Origin of the sequence: Streptomyces sp. NPDC006309, from assembly GCF_040613095.1 — a bacterium.
Lineage (GTDB): Bacteria > Actinomycetota > Actinomycetes > Streptomycetales > Streptomycetaceae > Streptomyces.
This window is the reverse complement of the sequence record NZ_JBEXRO010000017.1, coordinates 98,342-116,650: the sequence shown is the minus strand read 5'-3', so window position 1 is coordinate 116,650 and position 18,309 is coordinate 98,342. Positions and strand designations below refer to the sequence as shown.

Genomic DNA, 18,309 nt, shown 5'->3' with positions numbered 1-18,309 from the left:
GCGCGAAGGAGTGGTCGGCATGGCGGGCACGGGTGGCGCACGGCCGGGCATCTGCCCCACGCTGCTGTACGCGGACGCGAAGGCGGCGATCAGACAGCTGACGGAGGCCCTCGGCTTCACCGAGCTGTCGGTGTACGAGACGGCGGACGGCACGGTGCTGCACGCCGAGCTGGTCCAGGGCAACGGCGCGGTGATGATCGGCTCCAGAGGCCGCGGCGGCGTCTTCGACACGGCGCTGAGGGACGGCGGACCCGCCGGGGTCTACGTCGTGGTGGACGATGTGGACGCCCACCACGAGCGGGCCGTGGCGCACGGCGTGGAGATCCTGATGCCGCCGACGGACCAGGAGTACGGCTCGCGGGACTACCTGGCGCGGGACGGCGAGGGCAACGTCTGGAGCTTCGGCACGTACGCCCCCGAGATCGGCGTCTGACCCGGCCCCGCGCCGCTCACCGGCCGGTGTGCACCTGGAACGCGGCCCGGCGCACGGCCTTGGCCAGGGCCGGGTCGGGGTGGGCGGCGGCGAGCGCGACCAGGACCTGCACGGTGCGGGGGTGGCCGACGGCGCGGACCTCGTCGAGCAGCTGGGGGACGGTGGGCTGCACCGCGGACTCCAGGTGCCGGACCAGCATCGGCGCCTCACCGTGGTCGGCGACGGCGGCGGCGGTGTCCACCCACAGCCAGGTGGCCTCCTCGCGGGTGAGGGCCTCGTGGGCGTCCTCGGGGTCGACGCCGTCGTGCTCGGCGAGCCACAGCAGGGCGTAGGGCCGCAGGGCGGGCTCGTCCACGACGGCCCGCACCTCGGGCTCGGCGGGGGCGCCGACGACGCGCAGCGCCTCGAAGGCCAGGCCGCGCAGCAGGGCGTCGTCGCCGCGGGCGGCGTGGATCAGCTCGGTGACGGCGCTGCCGACGGGGCGGGCGGCGAGCCAGGCGCGGTACTCGGCGCGGGCCGCGTTGGGGCGGAGCTGCGCGCAGCCGCGGAGCATGTCCTCGGCCGACTGCTCGATGTTGCCGGCGGGGCTCTGCGCGGCCACGCAGATCTGCTCCAGCTTGACCCACACCGCCCAGCTGCCCAGCGGGGTGAGGGTGGCCTGGCCGGCGCCGTAGGTGAGGGCGCCGACGGAGGCGAGGGCCCGCAGCGCCCAGTCGAGGAGCGGGGCGAGGGGGGCCTCGGCGGGGGCCGGTTCCGCCGGGGCGGGGGATCCGGCGGGCCGGCCGGTGCCGGGCTCGTAGGAGACCTCGCAGCGTTCGGTGCGCAGTTCGGTGACCCGCTGCTGGAGCAGGTCGAGCAGCTGCTCGACCGGGACGGGACCGGCGGACAGCTGAAGGAAGGAGAGCACCTGGGGCATGGCCGAGACGACCTCGGCGACGGCGGCGGGCTCGTGCGCTTCGGGTTCCGGGCAGGCGAGCGACCAGGCGTCGAAGAGGGCGACCCAGCCGCGCAGGACGGCGCTGTCGTCGCGGTCCCACGCGCGCAGACGCCAGCCGGGGCGCGCGTCGTCGCCGTGCACCTCGACGAGCCCGGCGAGGCGGGCGGTGTCCCAGTCGGCGCGGATCTGAGCGGGGCTCAGTCCCAGGTCGGCGGCGGCGCGTTCCGCGGTGGCCTCGGAGAGGGTGGCCTTGCCGTCGGCGGTGGCGCCGTCCCGGCCGGGGCCGAGGGCGGCGTCCGCCCAGCGGGCCACACGGACCGCGCCGGCCAGACCGGTGCGGGCCATTCCGGCCAGCTCGGCGGGTGCGGGCGTGCCCTCCGGCGGCCGGGGTGCGGCGCGGCGCGGGTGCCGCTGGTTCACAGCTCTGGGGGCGGCGGCCAGGGGTCGTGGTCGGACGAGGCGGAGCCTGGAGTCGCGCGGGATACGGGACGTCACGGGTGCAGTCTTCCGGTTGATGGTCCGAAAACCCAAACGGAATGTCACGGGGGGCGACGGGGGTGGCCAACGCACCGGGTGACAGGGCGGTCGGGAGGGCATGTTCCGGCCAGTCGTACGGCCGCAAGCGGAACGGCTCGGGCCGGGGCGGGCCGCGCCCCGGCGCCGGGGGTCACATCAGCGGGGTCAGGAACCGGCGCAGGCGTTCCTCGTATTCGCCGGGGTCCGCGTTCCACATCGCCGCGTGCGGGGCCCCCGGCACGGTGTGCAGGGCGACGAGGTCGGCGCGGTGCCGGGCGAGCCGGCGGGAGAACTGCCAGGGGGCGACCCGGTCGTCCGGGCCATGGATGAGCAGGGTGGGGACACGGAGCAGCGCCGGCCCGGTGTCCTCGGTGATCCGGCCGGTGTGCAGTCCGGCCCGGCCCTGCGCGGCCCGCACCGCGAGCGGCAGCAGCGGCCGGGGGGTGTGGCGGGCCGTCGCCAGAGCGCGCAGCGTGGCCTGCCAGTTGAGCACCGGCGAGTCGAGGACGAGTCCGGCGACGTGCTCGCGGACGGTGGAGTGCCCGGCCGCGTGCAGGGCCATGGTGGCGCCGGTGGACCAGCCGAGCAGGACGACCCGGCGGGCGCCGCGGCCGACGGCGTAGCGGATCGCCGCGTCGACGTCGCGCCACTCGGTCTCGCCGAGGTGGTTCAGCCCGTCCGGAGGGCGGGGGGCGCCGAGGTCGCCCCGGTAGGCGAGGGCGAGGACGGGCAGGCTGCGGCCGTGCAGGAAGCCCAGGACGTTGAGGACCTGCTCGCGGGTGGTGCCGAGGCCGTGCACGGCGATCACCCAGGTGTCCCGGTGGCCGGGCAGGAACCAGGCGGGCAGCGGGCCGAGTTCGCCGGGCACGTCGACGTCCGTGTGGTCGAGGCCGAGGGCGGTGCCCGGGTTGCCGACGTACAGGTTGGGGGTCAGCCACACCGCGTCGCCGGGGGCGAAGGTGCCGTGGGTGACGCGTTCCAGGCGGCGTACGACGGTGTCGGCGGTGTGCCGGGGCGCCTCCAGGACGGGGCCGACGACCGCGTGGCTGCCGTCGCCGGCGAGGCCGTAGGTGCCGGGGCGCAGGGTGGCCAGGTCGCGGGTCAGCGTGATCCGGCCGGCGTCCGTGCCGTGCACGGTGAGACGGGGTTCGGTGGGCAGGGGGCGGCCCGCGGGCGCCTTCAGCGCGGCGTCGCTGGCGAGCCGTCCGAGGGCCACGGAGGCCAGGCCGGCGGCGACGGCGGCGGTGACCGCGGTGGCGGTGGCTCTGACGGTGCGCACGGGTCCAGTGTCGGGGCGGGGTGCGCCACCGGCCAGCGGAGCGGTGGGCGGGGGTGAGGTCCGGGGCGGGGCGCCCCGGACCGCCACCGCCGGGCCCGTACGCCGTGGCCGAGCGCCGTCGCGCCGGAAGACGGGGAGCCGGTCCCCTGAAGCCCGGCGGAACCGGAGCGTTCGGCTCCCGAGAGCGCGCCGGAACCAGGACGACGCCCGGACCCCGGAAGCGAGACGGAACCGGGGAAACGGGACCCCGGAAGCATGCCGGAGCCTGGGCGGCCGGCCCCCCGGAGCGAGACGCGACCTGGGCGGCCGGCCCTCGGAAGCCAGACGCGACCTGGGCGGCCGGCCCGCGGGAACGCGCCCGGGCGACCGCTGCCGCCCCCCGGAAGCCCGGCGGAGCCGGAGAACCCGCCCCCCGGAAGCGCGGCGGAGCCGGAGAAGGCGGGGCGGGGGCGTGTCGAGGGCCGGGGTGTGCGGGGCCCTGTTCGGTGGGCTGGGTGGCAAGGGGTCACCTCCGTTGGCCGTACCCCTTCAAGCGTTCCCCGGCTTCGGCCAGTTGTGCCTCCGAGAGCAGGGACGGTGTCAGGCCCGGCACGGAGGACGCCGTGAGCCACAGGCGGCACATCCACTCCAGCTGGGCGGTGCGGTCGTAGGCCTGGTCGAGGGTGGCACCGTACGTGATCGTGCCGTGGTTGCGGAGCAGGCAGCCGGAGCGGCCGTCGAGGGCGCGGAGCATGTGCTCGGCCAGCTCGTCGGTGCCGTAGGTGGCGTAGGGGGCGACCCGGACGGGGCCGCCGAGGGCGCCGGCCATGTAGTGGATCAGCGGGAGCTCGTTGACGAGCGTGGAGACGGCGGTGGCGTGCACGGCGTGGGTGTGGACGACGGCCCGGGCGTCGGTGGTGCGGTAGACGGCGAGGTGCATGGGCAGTTCGCTGGTCGGCGCCAGGGTGCCCAGCACCCGGCGGCCGGTCAGGTCGACGCCGGTGATGTCGCCGGGGGCGAGCCGGTCGTAGGGGACGCCCGTCGGGGTGACCAGCACGAGATCGCCGAGGCGCGCGGAGACGTTGCCGGAGGTGCCGACCACGAGTCCGTCGGCGACGGTCCTGCGTGCCGTCGCGACCAGTTCCGCCCAGAGGCGGCCCTCTTCCTGCCGGATGTCTTCCGCTTCTGCCGGGTTCCGCCGCGGTTCAGCCATGCGGCGATCCTGCCAGCCGGCCCGGTGCCCCGGGTGCGGACCGGTCACTTCCCGACGAGGGCCGCGCCCGGAGCCGTACCAGGAGCCGTACCACCGAACGGGCGGATCCGGTCGCGAAACGCCTGAAACGGACACGGGTTATGTGATCCCCGGTCCTTCAATGGTCTCTTGCCCACTCCTGCCCACTCCTGCCCACTGGACGATCCGGACGACCGCCGCTGCCCGCGGGGTCCGGCCGTCCGTCACACCGGAGAGACGCATGGCCCCTACACACACCCTTGTCCGCCGCGCCGGCGCCCTCGCGGCGGCGGCCACGGCGACCCTCGCCCTCGCGGGGACCGCCACCGCGTCGGCCGGACCGGTGGAGTCGGCCACGACGTTCCCCCGTGGGCACGACGTGTCGTCCCATCAGAAGCGGGTCGACTGGCCGGCCGCCCGGGCGAAGGGCGCGCGGTTCGTCTACGTCAAGGCGACCGAGTCCACGACGTACCGCAATCCCTACTTCTCCGGGCAGTACACCGGCGCGCGCACGGCGGGCCTGATCCGGGGCGCGTACCACTTCGCCCTGCCGGACCGCTCCTCCGGCGCCCGGCAGGCCGCGTATTTCGTGCGCCACGGCGGCGACTGGCAGGCGGACGGCTGGACGCTGCCGCCGGCGCTGGACGTCGAGTACAACCCGTACAGCACCCGGCACAAGTGCTACGGCCTGGGCAGGGCGCGGATGGTCGGCTGGATCCGGTCGTTCAGCGACGAGGTCAGGCGGCGGACCGGCCGCCGCCCGGTCATCTACACCACGACCCAGTGGTGGAAGCTGTGCACCGGCAACAGCCACGCCTTCGCCGGCTCGAACCCGCTGTGGATCGCCCGGCACGGCACCGCGCGGCCGGGCACACTGCCGGGCGGCTGGCGGTACTGGACGTTCTGGCAGTACGGCATCGGGGGCACGCTGCCGGGTGACCAGAATCTCTTCGACGGCTCCGTGAGCCGGCTGCGGACGTTCGCGCGCGGCCAGTAGCCAAGGGGCGCATGGGGCGTCCGGGCGGAGCGGCACGCCGAACGCGTCCGACAGTCACTCTCACGCCGGTCCCAGTTCATCTTCCGTTCACCCAGGTTGCCTACGTTCATCCTGCCAATGACCTCGAACGATTGCCTGGGTAAATGGAAAGCTTCTCGCTGATCCTCGCGATAGTGGTGGTAACCGCTCTCGCGTTCGATTTCACGAACGGTTTCCACGACACCGCGAACGCGATGGCCACCACCATCTCCACAGGCGCCCTGAAGCCCAAGATCGCGGTGGCGCTGTCCGCCGCCCTCAATCTTGTGGGCGCCTTCCTCTCCGTGGAGGTCGCGAACACGATCTCCAAGGGTCTCGTCGACGAGAGCGGCATCCGTCCCGAGGTCATCTTCGCCGCCCTGGTCGGCGCGATCCTCTGGAACCTGCTGACCTGGCTGGTGGGCCTGCCCTCCAGCTCCTCGCACGCCCTGATGGGCGGCCTGGTCGGTGCCACCGTCGCCTCCGCCGGCTTCGGTGCCGTCCACGGTGACGTCCTGGTCACCAAGGTGCTGCTCCCCGCGGTCGCCGCGCCGATCGTGGCGGGCCTCGCCTCGCTGCTGGCCACCCGGTTCTCCTACGGCATCGGCGGCACCGCCGACGGCGAGGCCACCCGCAAGGGCTACCGCGCCGGCCAGATCGCCTCCGCCGGCCTGGTCTCCCTGGCCCACGGCACCAACGACGCCCAGAAGACGATGGGCATCATCACGCTCGCCCTCGTCGCGGGCGGCTCCATCGCCCCCGGCTCCAACCCTCCCACCTGGGTGATCCTCTCCGCCGGCCTGGCCATCGCGCTCGGCACCTACATCGGCGGCTGGCGCATCATCCGCACCATGGGCAAGGGCCTGACCGACCTGGAGCCGCGCCAGGGCTTCGCCGCCCAGACCAGCGCCGCGACCGCCATCCTGGCCTCCTCCCACCTCGGTTTCTCCCTCTCCACCACCCACGTCGTCTCCGGCTCGGTGATGGGCGCCGGCCTCGGCCGCAAGGGCGGTGTGGTCCGCTGGTCCACCGCGACCCGTATGTTCATCGCCTGGGCGCTCACCCTTCCGGCCGCCGCGCTGGTCGGCGCGGGTGCCGAGTCCGTCACCGGCCTGGGTGACTGGGGCACCGCCGCCGTCGCCGTCTTCCTCGTCGCCGCCAGCGCCGCGATCTGGAAGTTCTCCCGCCGCGAGGTCGTGGACCACACCCACCTGGTCCACGAGACCGGCGAGCCGGCCGGTGTGGTCACCACTGCCATCGCCGCCGTGACCCCGCCCCCGGCCGGCCCGGTCGCCATCGACCTGGACATCGCCTTCCCGCAGCAGGCCACCAGCCCGGCCCCGGCCACCGAGCACGCTCCCCCGGCCGCCCCGGCCGCCACCGTCTGAGCCCGGTCACCCCGGTTACCGAAGGAAGCATCCCCATGAAGATCGACTGGGCGGCTCTCGGCTCCGTCTTCGGAGTGAGCCTCGTGGCCACCGTGGGCCTGGTGTCCCTGTTCACCCTCGGCATCGCGGGCCTGAACCGGCGCGAGAAGGCCGTGGCGCAGGGCGGCACCGCCGGCCTGACCGTCACCGGCGCCTACCTCTGCTTCGCGGCCTGCGCGGCGGCGGTGGCGTACGGCATCCACCTCGTCGTGGCCAAGGCCTGACCCGGACCCTCTCGGAGGCTCCCCGCACCGGTGGTGCGGGGAGCCTCTGTCCTGTTCCCGCCCGTCCCGCGCGTCCCCCGGTGTGGGGATGGGCACACTCTCCCCACGCAGGTCAACGGCGAGTTGACGGCCCTTCCGGGCGCGTGGTGGACTGCCCAGGCCATCTACGGCGGCAGAAGAGGAAGCCGGTGCGAATCCGGCGCGGTCCCGCCACTGTCACCGGGGAGTCGTCCCCGGGAGCCAGGAACTCTCGCCGCCGATTCACGTCGAACCAGGGCGCGGACACCCTGAGTGAGGACCTACAGCGACATGCTCGGCTGCCCATCGAGGACCCGTTCGAGGACCCGTACCCGGACCGCTCCCGCCCCCGCGGCCGGCTGAGCCGATGGGTGCCGATCGCACTTACGCGTACGGCGCCGCCGCCGGCCTCCTCGGTGACCTGCTCCTCGGCGATCCGCGCCGCGGGCATCCGGTCGCCGCGTTCGGCCGGGCGGCCACCGCCGTCGAACGCGCCCTGTGGCACGACCACCGCGGCTGGGGTGCCCTGCACACCGCCGTGTGCGCCGGTGGCGCCGTCGCACTGGGCGCGCTGACCGCACGCGTCGCACGCCCCCGTCCCGCCGTCTCCGCCGCGCTGACCGCCGCCGCCACCTGGGCCGTCGTCGGCGGCACCTCACTCGCCCGCGAGGCCCGCGCCGTCGGGCGCGCGCTGGAGGCCGGGGATGTCGAGGCCGCCCGGGCCCGGCTGCCCCACCTGTGCGGCCGGGACCCGCAGGTGCTGGACGCCGACGGCATCGCCCGGGCCGTGGTCGAGTCGGTCGCCGAGAACACCTCCGACGCCGTGGTCGGCGCCCTCGTCTGGGGCGCCGTGGCCGGTGTTCCGGGGCTGCTCGGATTCCGGGCGGTCAACACCCTGGACGCGATGGTGGGCCACAGGTCGCCCCGCCACCGGCGTTACGGCTGGGCCTCCGCCCGCCTCGACGACGTCGCCGGCTGGCCCGGGGCCCGGCTCACCGCCGTACTCGCCACCCTCGCCGGACCCGATCCGCGCGGTGCCGCGCGGGCCTGGCGGGCCGACGCCTCCCGGCACCCGAGCCCCAACGCCGGGCCGGTGGAGGCCGCGTTCGCGGGCGCCCTCGGTGTACGGCTGGGCGGGACGCTCTCCTACGGCGGCCGGGTCGAACACCGGCCCGTGCTCAACGGCGGCGCCGGACGGCCCGTCCGGGTCACCGACATCGACCGGGCCGTACGGCTCTCCCGCCGCGTCGGCCTGCTCGCGCTCGGCACCACGCTCGCCGCGCGCGGCCTGATGAAGGGACGTGGGAAGTGAACGGGGGTCTCCTCGTCGCCGGCACCACCTCCGACGCCGGCAAGAGCGTCGTGACGGCCGGGATCTGCCGCTGGCTGGTCCGCCAGGGCGTGAAGGTGGCGCCGTTCAAGGCGCAGAACATGTCCCTGAACTCGTTCGTCACCCTGGAGGGCGCGGAGATCGGGCGGGCGCAGGCCATGCAGGCGCAGGCCTGCCGGATCGAGCCCACCGCGCTGATGAACCCGGTGCTGCTCAAGCCGGGCGGCGAGCAGAGCAGCCAGGTGGTGCTGCTCGGCAAGCCCGTCGGGGAGCTGAGCGCGCGCGGCTACCACGGGGGGCGCCAGCAGCGCCTGCTCGGCACGGTGCTGGACTGCCTGGCCGAGTTGCGGGGCACGTATGACGCGGTGATCTGTGAGGGGGCGGGCAGTCCGGCCGAGATCAACCTGCGGCGGACGGACATCGTCAACATGGGCATCGCCCGCAACGCGCGGCTGCCCGTGCTGGTGGTGGGCGACATCGACCGCGGGGGTGTCTTCGCGTCCTTCTTCGGCACCGTCGCCCTGCTCTCCCCCGAGGACCAGGAACTGGTCGCCGGGTTCCTCGTGAACAAGTTCCGCGGCGATGTGTCGCTGCTGGAGCCGGGCCTGGACATGCTGCACGGGCTCACCGGGCGGCGGACGTACGGCGTCCTGCCCTTCCGGCACGGCCTCGGCATCGACGAGGAGGACGGGCTGAGAGTGTCCCTGCGGGGCACCGTCCGCGAGTCCTCGGTGACGCCCCCGGTCGGCGCGGACGTGCTGCGGGTCGCCGTCTGCGCGGTCCCGCTGATGTCCAACTTCACCGACGTGGACGCCCTCGCCGCCGAACCGGGCGTCGTCGTGCGCTTCGTGGACCGCCCCGAGGAGCTGGCCGACGCCGACCTCGTGGTGGTCCCGGGCACCCGCGGCACCGTACGGGCACTGAAGTGGCTGCGGGACCGCGGGCTGGCGGACGCGCTCCTGCGGCGGGCCGCCGAGGGGCGCCCCGTGCTCGGCATCTGCGGCGGCTTCCAGATGCTCGGCGAGCACATCGAGGACGAGGTCGAGTCCCGCGCCGGACACGTCCCCGGGCTGGGCCTGCTCCCCGTCCGGGTCCGCTTCGCCCGCGAGAAGACCCTCACCCGGCCCGTCGGCGAGGCCCTCGGCGAGCGGGTGGAGGGGTACGAGATCCATCACGGGGTCGCCGAGGTCACCGGCGGGGAGCCCTTCCTGGACGGCTGCCGCGCCGGCCGGACCTGGGGCACCCACTGGCACGGCTCGCTGGAGTCGGACGGCTTCCGGCGGGCCTTCCTGCGCGAGGTGGCCGCCGCCGCGGGCCGCCGCTTCGTGCCCGCGCCGGACACCTCCTTCGCCGCGCTGCGCGAGGAGCAGCTCGACCGGCTCGGCGACCTGATCGAACAGCACGCGGACACCGACGCGCTCTGGCGGCTCATCGAGTCGGGCGCGCCGCAAGGACTGCCTTTCATTCCACCGGGAGCGCCCGCATGAGCACAGTGTTGTTGTTGTCGACCGCCGACACGGATCTGCTGGCGGCCCGGGCCTGTGGCGCCGGCTACCGCATCGGCAACCCCACCCGGGTCGACGTCGCCGGGGAGCTGCCGGCCCTGGTGGAGGGCGCGGACATCGCCGTCGTACGGCTGCTGGGCGGCAAGCGCGCCTGGGAGGACGGGCTGGCGGTGCTGCGGACGTCCGGGATCCCGACCGTGCTGCTGGGCGGCGAGGCCGTCCCGGACGCCGAGCTGATGGCCGAGTCGTCCGTGCCGGCCGGTGTGGTCGCCGAGGCGCTGAAGTACCTGGTCGAGGGCGGCCCGGAGAACCTGCTGGAGCTGTCCCGGTTCCTGTCGGACACCGTGCTGCTGACCGGTGAGGGCTTCGAGGGGCCGCGCGGGATGCCGGAGTACGGGGTGCACGGCGACCGACCGGTCGTGGCCGGCCGCCCGACCGTGGGCGTCCTCTTCTACCGGGCGCACGAACTGAGCGGCAACACCGCCTTCGTGGACACGCTGTGCGACGCGATCGAGGCGAAGGGCGCCAACGCCCTGCCGGTGTACTGCGGTTCGCTGCGCGGCGCGGACACCGGGCTGTACCGGCTGCTGGAGCGGGCCGACGTGCTGGTGGCCACCGTCCTCGCGGCCGGCGGCACGCACGCCTCCCAGGCCTCGGCGGGCGGCGACGAGGAGGCCTGGGACATCGGCGCCCTCGCCGACCTCGACGTGCCCGTCCTCCAGGGCCTGTGCCTGACCTCCTCGCGGGCCGCGTGGGAGGAGTCCGACGCGGCCCTGTCCCCGATGGACGCGGCGATGCAGGTCGCGATCCCGGAGTTCGACGGCCGTCTCGTCACCGTCCCGTTCTCCTTCAAGGAGCAGGGCCCCGACGACGTGCCGGTGTACGTCGCCGACCCCGAGCGGGCCTCGCGGGTCGCCGGGATCGCCCTGCGCCACGCCCGGCTGAAGCACAAGCCGAACGCCGAGAAGAAGATCGCCCTGGTGTTCACCGCGTACCCGACCAAGCACTCCCGGGTCGGCAACGCGGTGGGCCTGGACACGCCCGCGTCCGCGGTGCGGGTGCTGGACGCGCTGCGGGACGCCGGCTACTCCCTGACCGAGTACCCCGCCGGCGGCGACGAGCTGATCCACCGGCTGATCGAGGCCGGCGGCCACGACGTGGAGTGGCTGACGGAGGAGCAGCTGGCCGCGGCGCCCGCCCGGGTGCCGCTGGCCGACTACCGGGCCTGGTTCGAGCAGCTCGACCCGGGGCTGCGGAACGCGATGACCGAGGCGTGGGGCGAGCCGCCGGGCGGCCTGTACGTGGACGGCGACGACATCGTGCTGGCGTCGCTGCGGTTCGGGAACGTCGTGGTGATGATCCAGCCGCCGCGCGGCTTCGGCGAGAACCCGATCGCGATCTACCACGACCCCGACATGCCGCCCTCCCACCACTACATGGCGGCCTACCGGTGGCTGGAACACGGTTTCGGCGCCGACGCGGTCGTGCACATGGGCAAGCACGGCACGATGGAGTGGCTGCCGGGCAAGGGCCTCGGGCTCAGCGCCGGCTGCGCGCCGGACGCGGTCCTCGGCGACCTGCCGCTGATCTACCCGTTCATCGTGAACGACCCCGGTGAGGGCACCCAGGCCAAGCGGCGCGGGCACGCCACGGTCGTCGACCACCTGGTCCCGCCGATGGCCCGCGCCGACACGTACGGCGACCTGGCCAAGCTGGAGCAACTGCTCGACGAGTACGCCCTGGTCAGCGACCTCGACCCGGTGAAGGCCCCGGCCGTCCGCGCCCAGATCTGGACCCTGGTCAAGGCGGCGGAGCTGCACCACGACCTGCACGTGGACGAGCAGCCGGACGACACCGCGTTCGACGAGTTCGTCATGCACATCGACGGCTATCTGTGCGAGATCAAGGATGTGCAGATCCGGGACGGCCTGCACATCCTCGGCGGCGGACCGGTCGCCGAACCCCGGGTCAACCTCGTCCTCGCCGTGCTGCGGGCCTCGCAGGTGTGGGGCGGGCAGGCGAACGCCATCCCCGGCCTGCGGGCCTCGCTCGCGGCTCATTTCGGGCTGGACGAGAAGGAGTTGCTGGCCGAGCCGGGCGCCCGGGTGAAGGTGCCGGCCGAGCTGACCGGCCTGGTCGACGGCCCGGCCCGGACCGCCGCCGACACGATCGACCTGCTGGAGCAGCTGTGCCGGCGGCTGGCGGAGGGCATGGAGGCGCGCGGCTGGGCCACCGCCGAGTGCGCCCCCCTGGTGCGCGAGGTGCTGGCCGATGAACTGCCGGCCGCCGTGACGGTGCTGGAGTTCGCCTGCACGGAGGTCGTACCGCGGCTCGCCCGCACGACCGACGAGATCGGGCACATCCTGCGGGCCCTGGACGGCGGTTACGTCCCGGCGGGCCCCTCGGGCTCCCCGACCCGCGGCCTGGTGAACGTGCTGCCGACCGGCCGGAACTTCTACTCGGTCGACCCCAAGGCGATCCCGTCCCGGCTCAGCTGGGAGGTCGGCCAGTCGCTGGCGGACTCGCTGGTGCAGCGCTACCTCCAGGACACCGGCGCGTACCCGAAGTCCGTGGGCCTCACGGTGTGGGGCACCTCGGCGATGCGCACCCAGGGCGACGACATCGCCGAGATCCTGGCGCTGCTGGGCTGCCGGCCGGTGTGGGACGACGCCTCGCGCCGCGTGACCGGCTTCGAGGTGATCCCGCCGGCGGAGCTGGGGCGGCCGCGCATCGACGTCACCGTCCGCATCTCCGGCTTCTTCCGGGACGCGTTCCCGCACGTCGTCGGGCTGATCGACGACGCGGTGCGGACGGTGGCCGAGCTGGACGAACCGGCCGAGTCGAACTACGTGCGGGCGCACGTGGACGAGGACACCGCCGGGCACGGCGACCGGCGGCGGGCGACCGCCCGTATCTTCGGCTCGAAGCCGGGGGCCTACGGCGCCGGCCTGCTGCCGCTGATCGACGCGCGCAACTGGCGTTCGGACGCCGACCTCGCCGAGGTGTACGCGGTGTGGGGCGGTTACGCCTACGGGCGCGGGCTCGACGGGCGGGCGGCGCGCGGGGACATGGAGACCGCGTTCCGGCGGATCGCCGTGGCGGCGAAGAACGTCGACACCCGCGAGCACGACCTGGTCGACGCCGACGACTACTTCCAGTACCACGGCGGCATGGTCGCCATGGTCCGGCACCTGACGGGCGCCAACCCCGAGGCGTACGTGGGCGACAGCGCCGTACCGGACCAGGTGCGGACCCGCACGCTGGGCGAGGAGACCCACCGTGTCTTCCGGGCGCGGGTCGTCAACCCGCGCTGGATGGCGGCCATGCGGCGGCACGGCTACAAGGGCGCGTTCGAGATGGCGGCGACCGTGGACTACCTGTTCGGGTACGACGCGACGGCCGGCGTGGTCGACGACTGGATGTACGAGAAGCTGAGCGCCGAGTACGTCTTCGACCCGGAGAACCGGGACTTCATGAAGAAGTCCAACCCGTGGGCGCTGCGCGGCATCACCGAACGGCTGCTGGAGGCGGCGGACCGCGGCCTGTGGGCGGAGCCCGACGCGGACACGCTGGAGCGGCTGCGCGCCACCTATCTGGAGCTGGAAGGCGACTTGGAGGGCGACCAGTGACCACCCCGTTCCCTTTCACGGCCGTTGTCGGCCAGGACGACCTGCGGCTCGCGCTGCTGCTGAACGCCGTCTCACCGGCGGTCGGCGGTGTGCTGGTGCGCGGCGAGAAGGGCACCGCTAAGTCCACGGCGGTGCGGGCGCTGTCGGCGCTGCTGCCCGAGGTGGCCGTGGTGCCCGGTTGCCGGTTCTCGTGCGATCCGGCGGCGCCGGACCCGTCGTGCCCGGACGGGCCGCACGAGACCGGCCCCGCCGCCGTGCGCGCCGCCCGGATGGTGGAACTCCCTGTGGGCGCCTCGGAGGACCGGCTCGTCGGCGCCCTGGACATCGAGCGGGCCCTCGCGGAGGGCGTCAAGGCCTTCGAGCCGGGCCTGCTGGCTGACGCGCACCGCGGGATCCTGTACGTCGACGAGGTCAACCTCCTCCACGACCACCTGGTCGACCTGCTGCTGGACGCGGCCGCGATGGGCGCCTCCTACGTGGAGCGCGAGGGTGTGTCGGTGCGGCACGCGGCCCGCTTCCTGCTCGTCGGCACCATGAACCCCGAAGAGGGCGAGCTGCGGCCGCAGTTGCTCGACCGGTTCGGGCTGACCGTGGAGGTCGCCGCCTCGCGGGAGCCGGAGCAGCGTGTGGAGGTCGTGCGGCGCCGGCTGGCGTACGACGACGATCCCGCGGGTTTCGCGGCGCGCTGGGCCGGCGAGGAGGCCGCCGTACGGCAGCGGGTCGTCGCGGCGCGGGAGCTGCTGCCGCAGGTGCGGCTGGGTGACGCGGCGCTGCGGCAGATCGCGGCGACCTGCGCGGCCTTCGAGGTGGACGGCATGCGCGCCGACATCGTGATGGCCCGTACGGCGTCCGCGCTGGCCGCGTGGGCCGGGCGTACCGACGTGCTCGCCGAGGACGTGCGGCAGGCGGCGCTGCTCGCGCTGCCGCACCGGCGCCGGCGCAACCCGTTCGACGCGCCGGGCCTCGACGAGGACAAGCTGGACGAGACGCTGGAGCAGTTCGCCGGGAACGACCCGGACGGCGGGGACGGCGGGGACGGCGGGAACGGGAACGACTCGGACGGGGACGGGGACGGTGACGACGACCCCGGCCCCGGTGGCCCCGGCGGGGGCGGCGGGCAGCCGGAGCCGGACGCCGGTCCGCAGGGCGGGGACACCGCCGCGCGGCCGGAGGCCGCGGACGGCGAGGAGCCCCGGCCGTCCGGTGCGGGCGCGGGCGAGCGGTCCCCGGCGCGTGCCGCGGAACCCTTCAGGGCGAGGGTGCTGAGCGTGCCCGGGATCGGTGAGGGTGCCGCCGGGCGGCGGTCGCGGGCGCGCACCGAGCACGGCCGGACCACGGGGTCCCGCCGGCCGCGGGGAGCGCTGACCAAGCTGCACCTGGCCGCGACCGTGCAGGCCGCCGCCCCGCATCAGCGGGCGCGCGGCCGGTCGGGTCCCGGCCTGGTGATCCGCCGGGACGATCTGCGGCAGGCGTCCCGCGAGGGCCGCGAGGGGAACCTCGTGCTGTTCGTGGTGGACGCCTCGGGGTCGATGGCGGCGCGGCAGCGGATGAGCGCCGTCAAGGGCGCCGTCCTGTCGCTGCTCGTCGACGCCTACCAGCGGCGGGACAAGGTGGGCCTGGTGACCTTCCGGGGCTCCGCGGCCGAGGTGGCGCTGCCGCCGACGTCGTCCGTCGACGCCGCCGCGGTGCGGCTGGAGTCGCTGCCGACCGGTGGCCGTACCCCGCTGGCCGCCGGGCTGCTGAAGGCGCACGAGGTGCTGCGGGTGGAGCGGCTGCGGGACGCGGCGCGGCGGGCGCTGGTCGTGGTGGTGACCGACGGGCGGGCGACCGGCGGGGCGGAGCCGGTGGCCCTCGCGGAGCGGGCGGCGCGGCTGTTCGCGGCCGACGGGATCGCCTCGGTGGTCGTGGACTGCGAGTCGGGGCCGGTGCGGCTGGGGCTCGCCGGCCGGCTGGCCGGGGAGCTGGGCGGTACGGCGGTCACGCTGGAGGAGCTGCGGGCCGACTCGATCGCCGGGCTGGTCAGGGATGTACAGGGAACGTCGAGGAGGGCCGCGTAGTGCCGCAGGGACAGCCGAGTGTCGTACCGGACGACGGTCTGACGACCCGGCAGCGCAGGAACCGCCCGCTGGTCGTCGTGCACACGGGCGTCGGCAAGGGCAAGTCCACCGCCGCGTTCGGGCTGGCGCTGCGCGCCTGGAACCAGGGGTGGCCCATCGGGGTGTTCCAGTTCGTCAAGTCCGCGAAGTGGAAGGTCGGCGAGGAGAACGCGCTGCGCGTGCTCGGCGCCTCCGGCGAGGGCGGGACCGTCGACTGGCACAAGATGGGCGAGGGCTGGTCCTGGGTGCAGCGCGATGCCCAGATGGACAACGAGGAGAAGGCCCGCGAGGGCTGGGAGCAGGTCAAGCGGGACCTGGCCGCCGAGACGTACCGGCTGTACGTGCTGGACGAGTTCGCGTACCCGATGCACTGGGGCTGGGTCGACACGGACGAGGTCGTGGAGGTGCTGCGCGCCCGGCCGGGCACCCAGCACGTCGTGATCACGGGGCGCAACGCGCCACAGAGGCTGGTGGACCTCGCCGACCTCGTCACCGACATGTCCAAGGTCAAGCACCCCATGGACGCCGGTCAGAAGGGCCAGAAGGGCATCGAGTGGTGAGTGCGCCCGTGCCCCGGCTGGTCATCGCCGCGCCCTCCTCGGGCAGCGGCAAGACCACCGTCGCCACGGGGCTGATGGCCGCGTTCGCCGCGCGGGGGCTCGCCGTGTCCCCGCACAAGGTCGGACCGGACTACATCGACCCCGGCTACCACGCGCTCGCCACCGGGCGGGCGGGGCGCAACCTGGACGCGTACCTGTGCGGGCCGGAACTGGTCGCTCCGCTGTTCCTGCACGGGGCGCGGGGCTGCGACCTCGCGGTCGTGGAGGGCGTGATGGGGCTGTACGACGGGGCCGCCGGGGAGGGTGAACTGGCCTCCACCGCGCAGGTGGCCAAGCTGCTGCGCGCGCCGGTCGTGCTCGTCGTGGACGCGTCGTCGCAGTCGCGGTCGGTGGCGGCGCTGGTGCACGGCTTCGCGTCCTGGGACCCGCAGGTGCGGATCGGGGGCGTGATCCTGAACAAGGTGGGCTCCGACCGGCACGAGTCGCTCCTGCGGGAGGCACTGGATTCGGCGGGGGTGCCGGTCCTCGGTGCGCTGCGGCGGGCGGCCCGGGTGGAGACGCCGTCGCGGCATCTGGGGCTGGTGCCGGTGGCCGAGCGGACCTCGGCCGCGGTCGATGCCGTGGACGCCATGGCGGCGCAGGTGACCCGGGGCTGCGACCTGGCCGCCCTGGAGGCGCTGGCACGCTCGGCGGGCCCCCTGCCGGACGGCTCCGGCCCCTGGACCCCGGATCCTTCGCCCGCCCACCACCCGACCCGGCCGGGGACGGCTCGGCCGGCCGGGGAGCGACGGCCCGTGGTCGCCGTCGCCGGGGGTTCCGCGTTCACGTTCTCCTACGCCGAGCACACCGAGCTGCTCAGCGCCGCCGGGGCGGAGGTCGCCGTCTTCGACCCGCTGCGGGACGAGAGGCTGCCCGAGGGGACGGCCGGGCTGGTCGTCGGGGGCGGGTTCCCCGAGGTGTACGCCGCCGAGCTGTCCGCCAACGAGCCGCTGCGGGCGGCCGTCGCGGACCTGGCGCGCTCCGGCGCGCCCGTGGCCGCCGAGTGCGCCGGGCTGCTCTATCTGTGCCGGGAGCTGGACGGGCAGCCGATGTGCGGGGTGCTGGACGCCGCCGCGCGGATGAGTGAGCGGCTGACTCTCGGCTACCGGGACGCCGTGGCCGTCGGCGACAGTGTGCTGGCGGTGGCGGGGACGCGGATGCGGGGCCACGAGTTCCACCGCACCGTCGTCGAGCCGGGCGCCGGTGCCGCCCCCGCCTGGGGGGTGCGCGCCCCGGCCCGGCGGGTCGAGGGATTTGTACAGCAGGGGGTGCACGCGAGTTATCTGCACACGCACTGGGCGTCCGAGCCCGGTGTCGCCCGTCGGTTCGTGGAGAGGTGCCGGACGTCATGAGCAGCAGGCTGGTCGGAGTCGGGGTGGGTCCCGGTGATCCGGAGCTGGTGACCGTCAAGGGGGTCAACGCCCTGCGGGCGGCCGAGGTCGTCGTCGTACCGGTGATGGACTCCGGCGAGCGGGGGCGGGCGGAGGCGACCGTGCTGCACTACGTGCCCGGGGACAAGGTCGTCCGGGTGGTGTTCGCGCTGAACGAGCGGAGCGACCGGGCGCGCCGGGAGGCGGCCTGGGACGCGGCCGGTGCCCGGGTCGCCGAGCTGCTGCGGCGGCACGGGTCGGTGGCGTTCGCGACCATCGGGGACCCGAACGTGTACTCGACGTTCACCTATCTCGCGCAGACCGTCGCGGAGCTGGTCCCGGGGCTCGTCGTGGAGACCGTGCCCGGGATCACCGCCATGCAGGATCTCGCGGCGCGGTCCGGTGCCGTGCTGACGGAGGGCACCGAACCGCTCACCCTCGTACCGGTCACCGCCGGGTCCGCCGTGCTGAAGGAGGCGCTGGCCGGGCCGGGGACGGTGGTGGCGTACAAGTTCGGGCGGCAGGCCGCCGAGGTCGCCGAGGCGCTGGCGGAGACCGGCCGGCTCGGGAACGCCGTGTGGGGGTCGGCGCTGGGGCTGCCGGAGGAGTCGGTGCGGCCGGCCGCCGAGCTGGACGGGGCCCCGCTGCCGTACCTGTCGACGCTGATCGCGCCCCCGCGGCGGGACGGCGGCCGGGGCGGGAAGCTGTGACACCGCCCGTG

14 protein-coding genes and 1 riboswitch are annotated in these 18,309 nt (G+C 74.8%); of the genes, 11 read left to right on the top strand and 3 right to left on the bottom strand.

Annotated elements, in window-relative coordinates; translation table 11 throughout:
- Nucleotides 1–19 precede the first annotated feature (19 nt).
- Nucleotides 20–433, top strand: a complete 414-nt coding sequence (locus ABZ117_RS22160) for a VOC family protein (protein ID WP_356823243.1) — start codon at nt 20–22, stop codon at nt 431–433.
- 16 nt (nt 434–449) lie between these two features.
- Here ABZ117_RS22160 and ABZ117_RS22155 read toward each other — a convergent pair whose 3' ends face one another.
- The 3 genes from ABZ117_RS22155 to ABZ117_RS22145 all read right to left on the bottom strand — a co-directional run bounded on the left by ABZ117_RS22155 (nt 450) and on the right by ABZ117_RS22145 (nt 4,357).
- Complete coding sequence (locus tag ABZ117_RS22155) at nt 450–1,865, bottom strand: hypothetical protein (protein WP_356823241.1); 1,416 nt, start codon at nt 1,863–1,865, stop codon at nt 450–452.
- Nucleotides 1,866–2,037: 172 nt separating this feature from the next.
- Nucleotides 2,038–3,165, bottom strand: a complete 1,128-nt coding sequence (locus ABZ117_RS22150) for an alpha/beta fold hydrolase (RefSeq protein WP_356823239.1) — start codon at nt 3,163–3,165, stop codon at nt 2,038–2,040.
- Nucleotides 3,166–3,670: 505 nt separating this feature from the next.
- Nucleotides 3,671–4,357 carry a class II aldolase/adducin family protein gene (locus ABZ117_RS22145; RefSeq protein WP_356823237.1) on the bottom strand — a complete coding sequence of 229 codons (687 nt, stop codon included), beginning with the start codon at nt 4,355–4,357 and terminating at the stop codon, nt 3,671–3,673.
- A 259-nt stretch (nt 4,358–4,616) separates the two neighbouring features.
- Here ABZ117_RS22145 and ABZ117_RS22140 point away from each other — a divergent pair, with 259 nt between their 5' ends.
- The 10 genes from ABZ117_RS22140 to cobI all read left to right on the top strand — a co-directional run bounded on the left by ABZ117_RS22140 (nt 4,617) and on the right by cobI (nt 18,298).
- Nucleotides 4,617–5,372, top strand: a complete 756-nt coding sequence (locus ABZ117_RS22140; RefSeq protein ID WP_356823235.1) for a lysozyme — start codon at nt 4,617–4,619, stop codon at nt 5,370–5,372.
- Nucleotides 5,373–5,515: 143 nt separating this feature from the next.
- Nucleotides 5,516–6,778, top strand: a complete 1,263-nt coding sequence (locus ABZ117_RS22135) for an inorganic phosphate transporter (protein ID WP_356823234.1) — start codon at nt 5,516–5,518, stop codon at nt 6,776–6,778.
- 35 nt (nt 6,779–6,813) lie between these two features.
- Nucleotides 6,814–7,041, top strand: coding sequence for a hypothetical protein (locus ABZ117_RS22130; RefSeq protein WP_356823232.1), 228 nt, complete (start codon nt 6,814–6,816; stop codon nt 7,039–7,041).
- Between the two features lie 130 nt (nt 7,042–7,171).
- Nucleotides 7,172–7,314, top strand: a riboswitch (cobalamin riboswitch).
- Between the two features lie 112 nt (nt 7,315–7,426).
- Nucleotides 7,427–8,371, top strand: coding sequence for a cobalamin biosynthesis protein (locus ABZ117_RS22125; protein WP_356823231.1), 945 nt, complete (start codon nt 7,427–7,429; stop codon nt 8,369–8,371).
- Nucleotides 8,368–9,876, top strand: coding sequence for a cobyric acid synthase (locus tag ABZ117_RS22120; protein WP_356823229.1), 1,509 nt, complete (start codon nt 8,368–8,370; stop codon nt 9,874–9,876). The genes ABZ117_RS22125 and ABZ117_RS22120 overlap by 4 nt, the downstream gene beginning before the upstream one ends.
- Nucleotides 9,873–13,523, top strand: coding sequence for a cobaltochelatase subunit CobN (gene cobN, locus ABZ117_RS22115; RefSeq protein ID WP_356823227.1), 3,651 nt, complete (start codon nt 9,873–9,875; stop codon nt 13,521–13,523). The genes ABZ117_RS22120 and cobN overlap by 4 nt, the downstream gene beginning before the upstream one ends.
- Nucleotides 13,520–15,580, top strand: coding sequence for a putative cobaltochelatase (locus ABZ117_RS22110; protein ID WP_356823225.1), 2,061 nt, complete (start codon nt 13,520–13,522; stop codon nt 15,578–15,580). Before cobN ends, ABZ117_RS22110 begins: the two co-directional genes overlap by 4 nt.
- Entirely contained in the window at nt 15,580–16,179 is a 600-nt protein-coding gene (gene cobO / locus ABZ117_RS22105) for a cob(I)yrinic acid a,c-diamide adenosyltransferase (protein WP_356823223.1), read from the top strand. Before ABZ117_RS22110 ends, cobO begins: the two co-directional genes overlap by 1 nt.
- Nucleotides 16,173–17,570 carry a cobyrinate a,c-diamide synthase gene (locus ABZ117_RS22100; protein WP_356823221.1) on the top strand — a complete coding sequence of 466 codons (1,398 nt, stop codon included), beginning with the start codon at nt 16,173–16,175 and terminating at the stop codon, nt 17,568–17,570. Before cobO ends, ABZ117_RS22100 begins: the two co-directional genes overlap by 7 nt.
- Nucleotides 17,567–18,298, top strand: coding sequence for a precorrin-2 C(20)-methyltransferase (cobI, locus tag ABZ117_RS22095; RefSeq protein ID WP_356823220.1), 732 nt, complete (start codon nt 17,567–17,569; stop codon nt 18,296–18,298). Before ABZ117_RS22100 ends, cobI begins: the two co-directional genes overlap by 4 nt.
- The last annotated feature ends 11 nt before the right edge of the window (nt 18,299–18,309 follow it).

Bases quoted from the DNA above. Each gene is read 5' to 3' on its own strand.
- ABZ117_RS22160 (WP_356823243.1), top strand. From the start codon at position 20: ATGGCGGGCACGGGTGGCGCACGGCCGGGCATCTGCCCCACGCTGCTG.
- cobN (WP_356823227.1), top strand. From the start codon at position 9,873: ATGAGCACAGTGTTGTTGTTGTCGACCGCCGACACGGATCTGCTGGCG.
- ABZ117_RS22125 (WP_356823231.1), top strand. From the start codon at position 7,427: ATGGGTGCCGATCGCACTTACGCGTACGGCGCCGCCGCCGGCCTCCTC.
- ABZ117_RS22140 (WP_356823235.1), top strand. From the start codon at position 4,617: ATGGCCCCTACACACACCCTTGTCCGCCGCGCCGGCGCCCTCGCGGCG.
- cobI (WP_356823220.1), top strand. From the start codon at position 17,567: ATGAGCAGCAGGCTGGTCGGAGTCGGGGTGGGTCCCGGTGATCCGGAG.
- ABZ117_RS22130 (WP_356823232.1), top strand. From the start codon at position 6,814: ATGAAGATCGACTGGGCGGCTCTCGGCTCCGTCTTCGGAGTGAGCCTC.
- ABZ117_RS22145 (WP_356823237.1), bottom strand. From the start codon at position 4,357: ATGGCTGAACCGCGGCGGAACCCGGCAGAAGCGGAAGACATCCGGCAG.
- ABZ117_RS22135 (WP_356823234.1), top strand. From the start codon at position 5,516: ATGGAAAGCTTCTCGCTGATCCTCGCGATAGTGGTGGTAACCGCTCTC.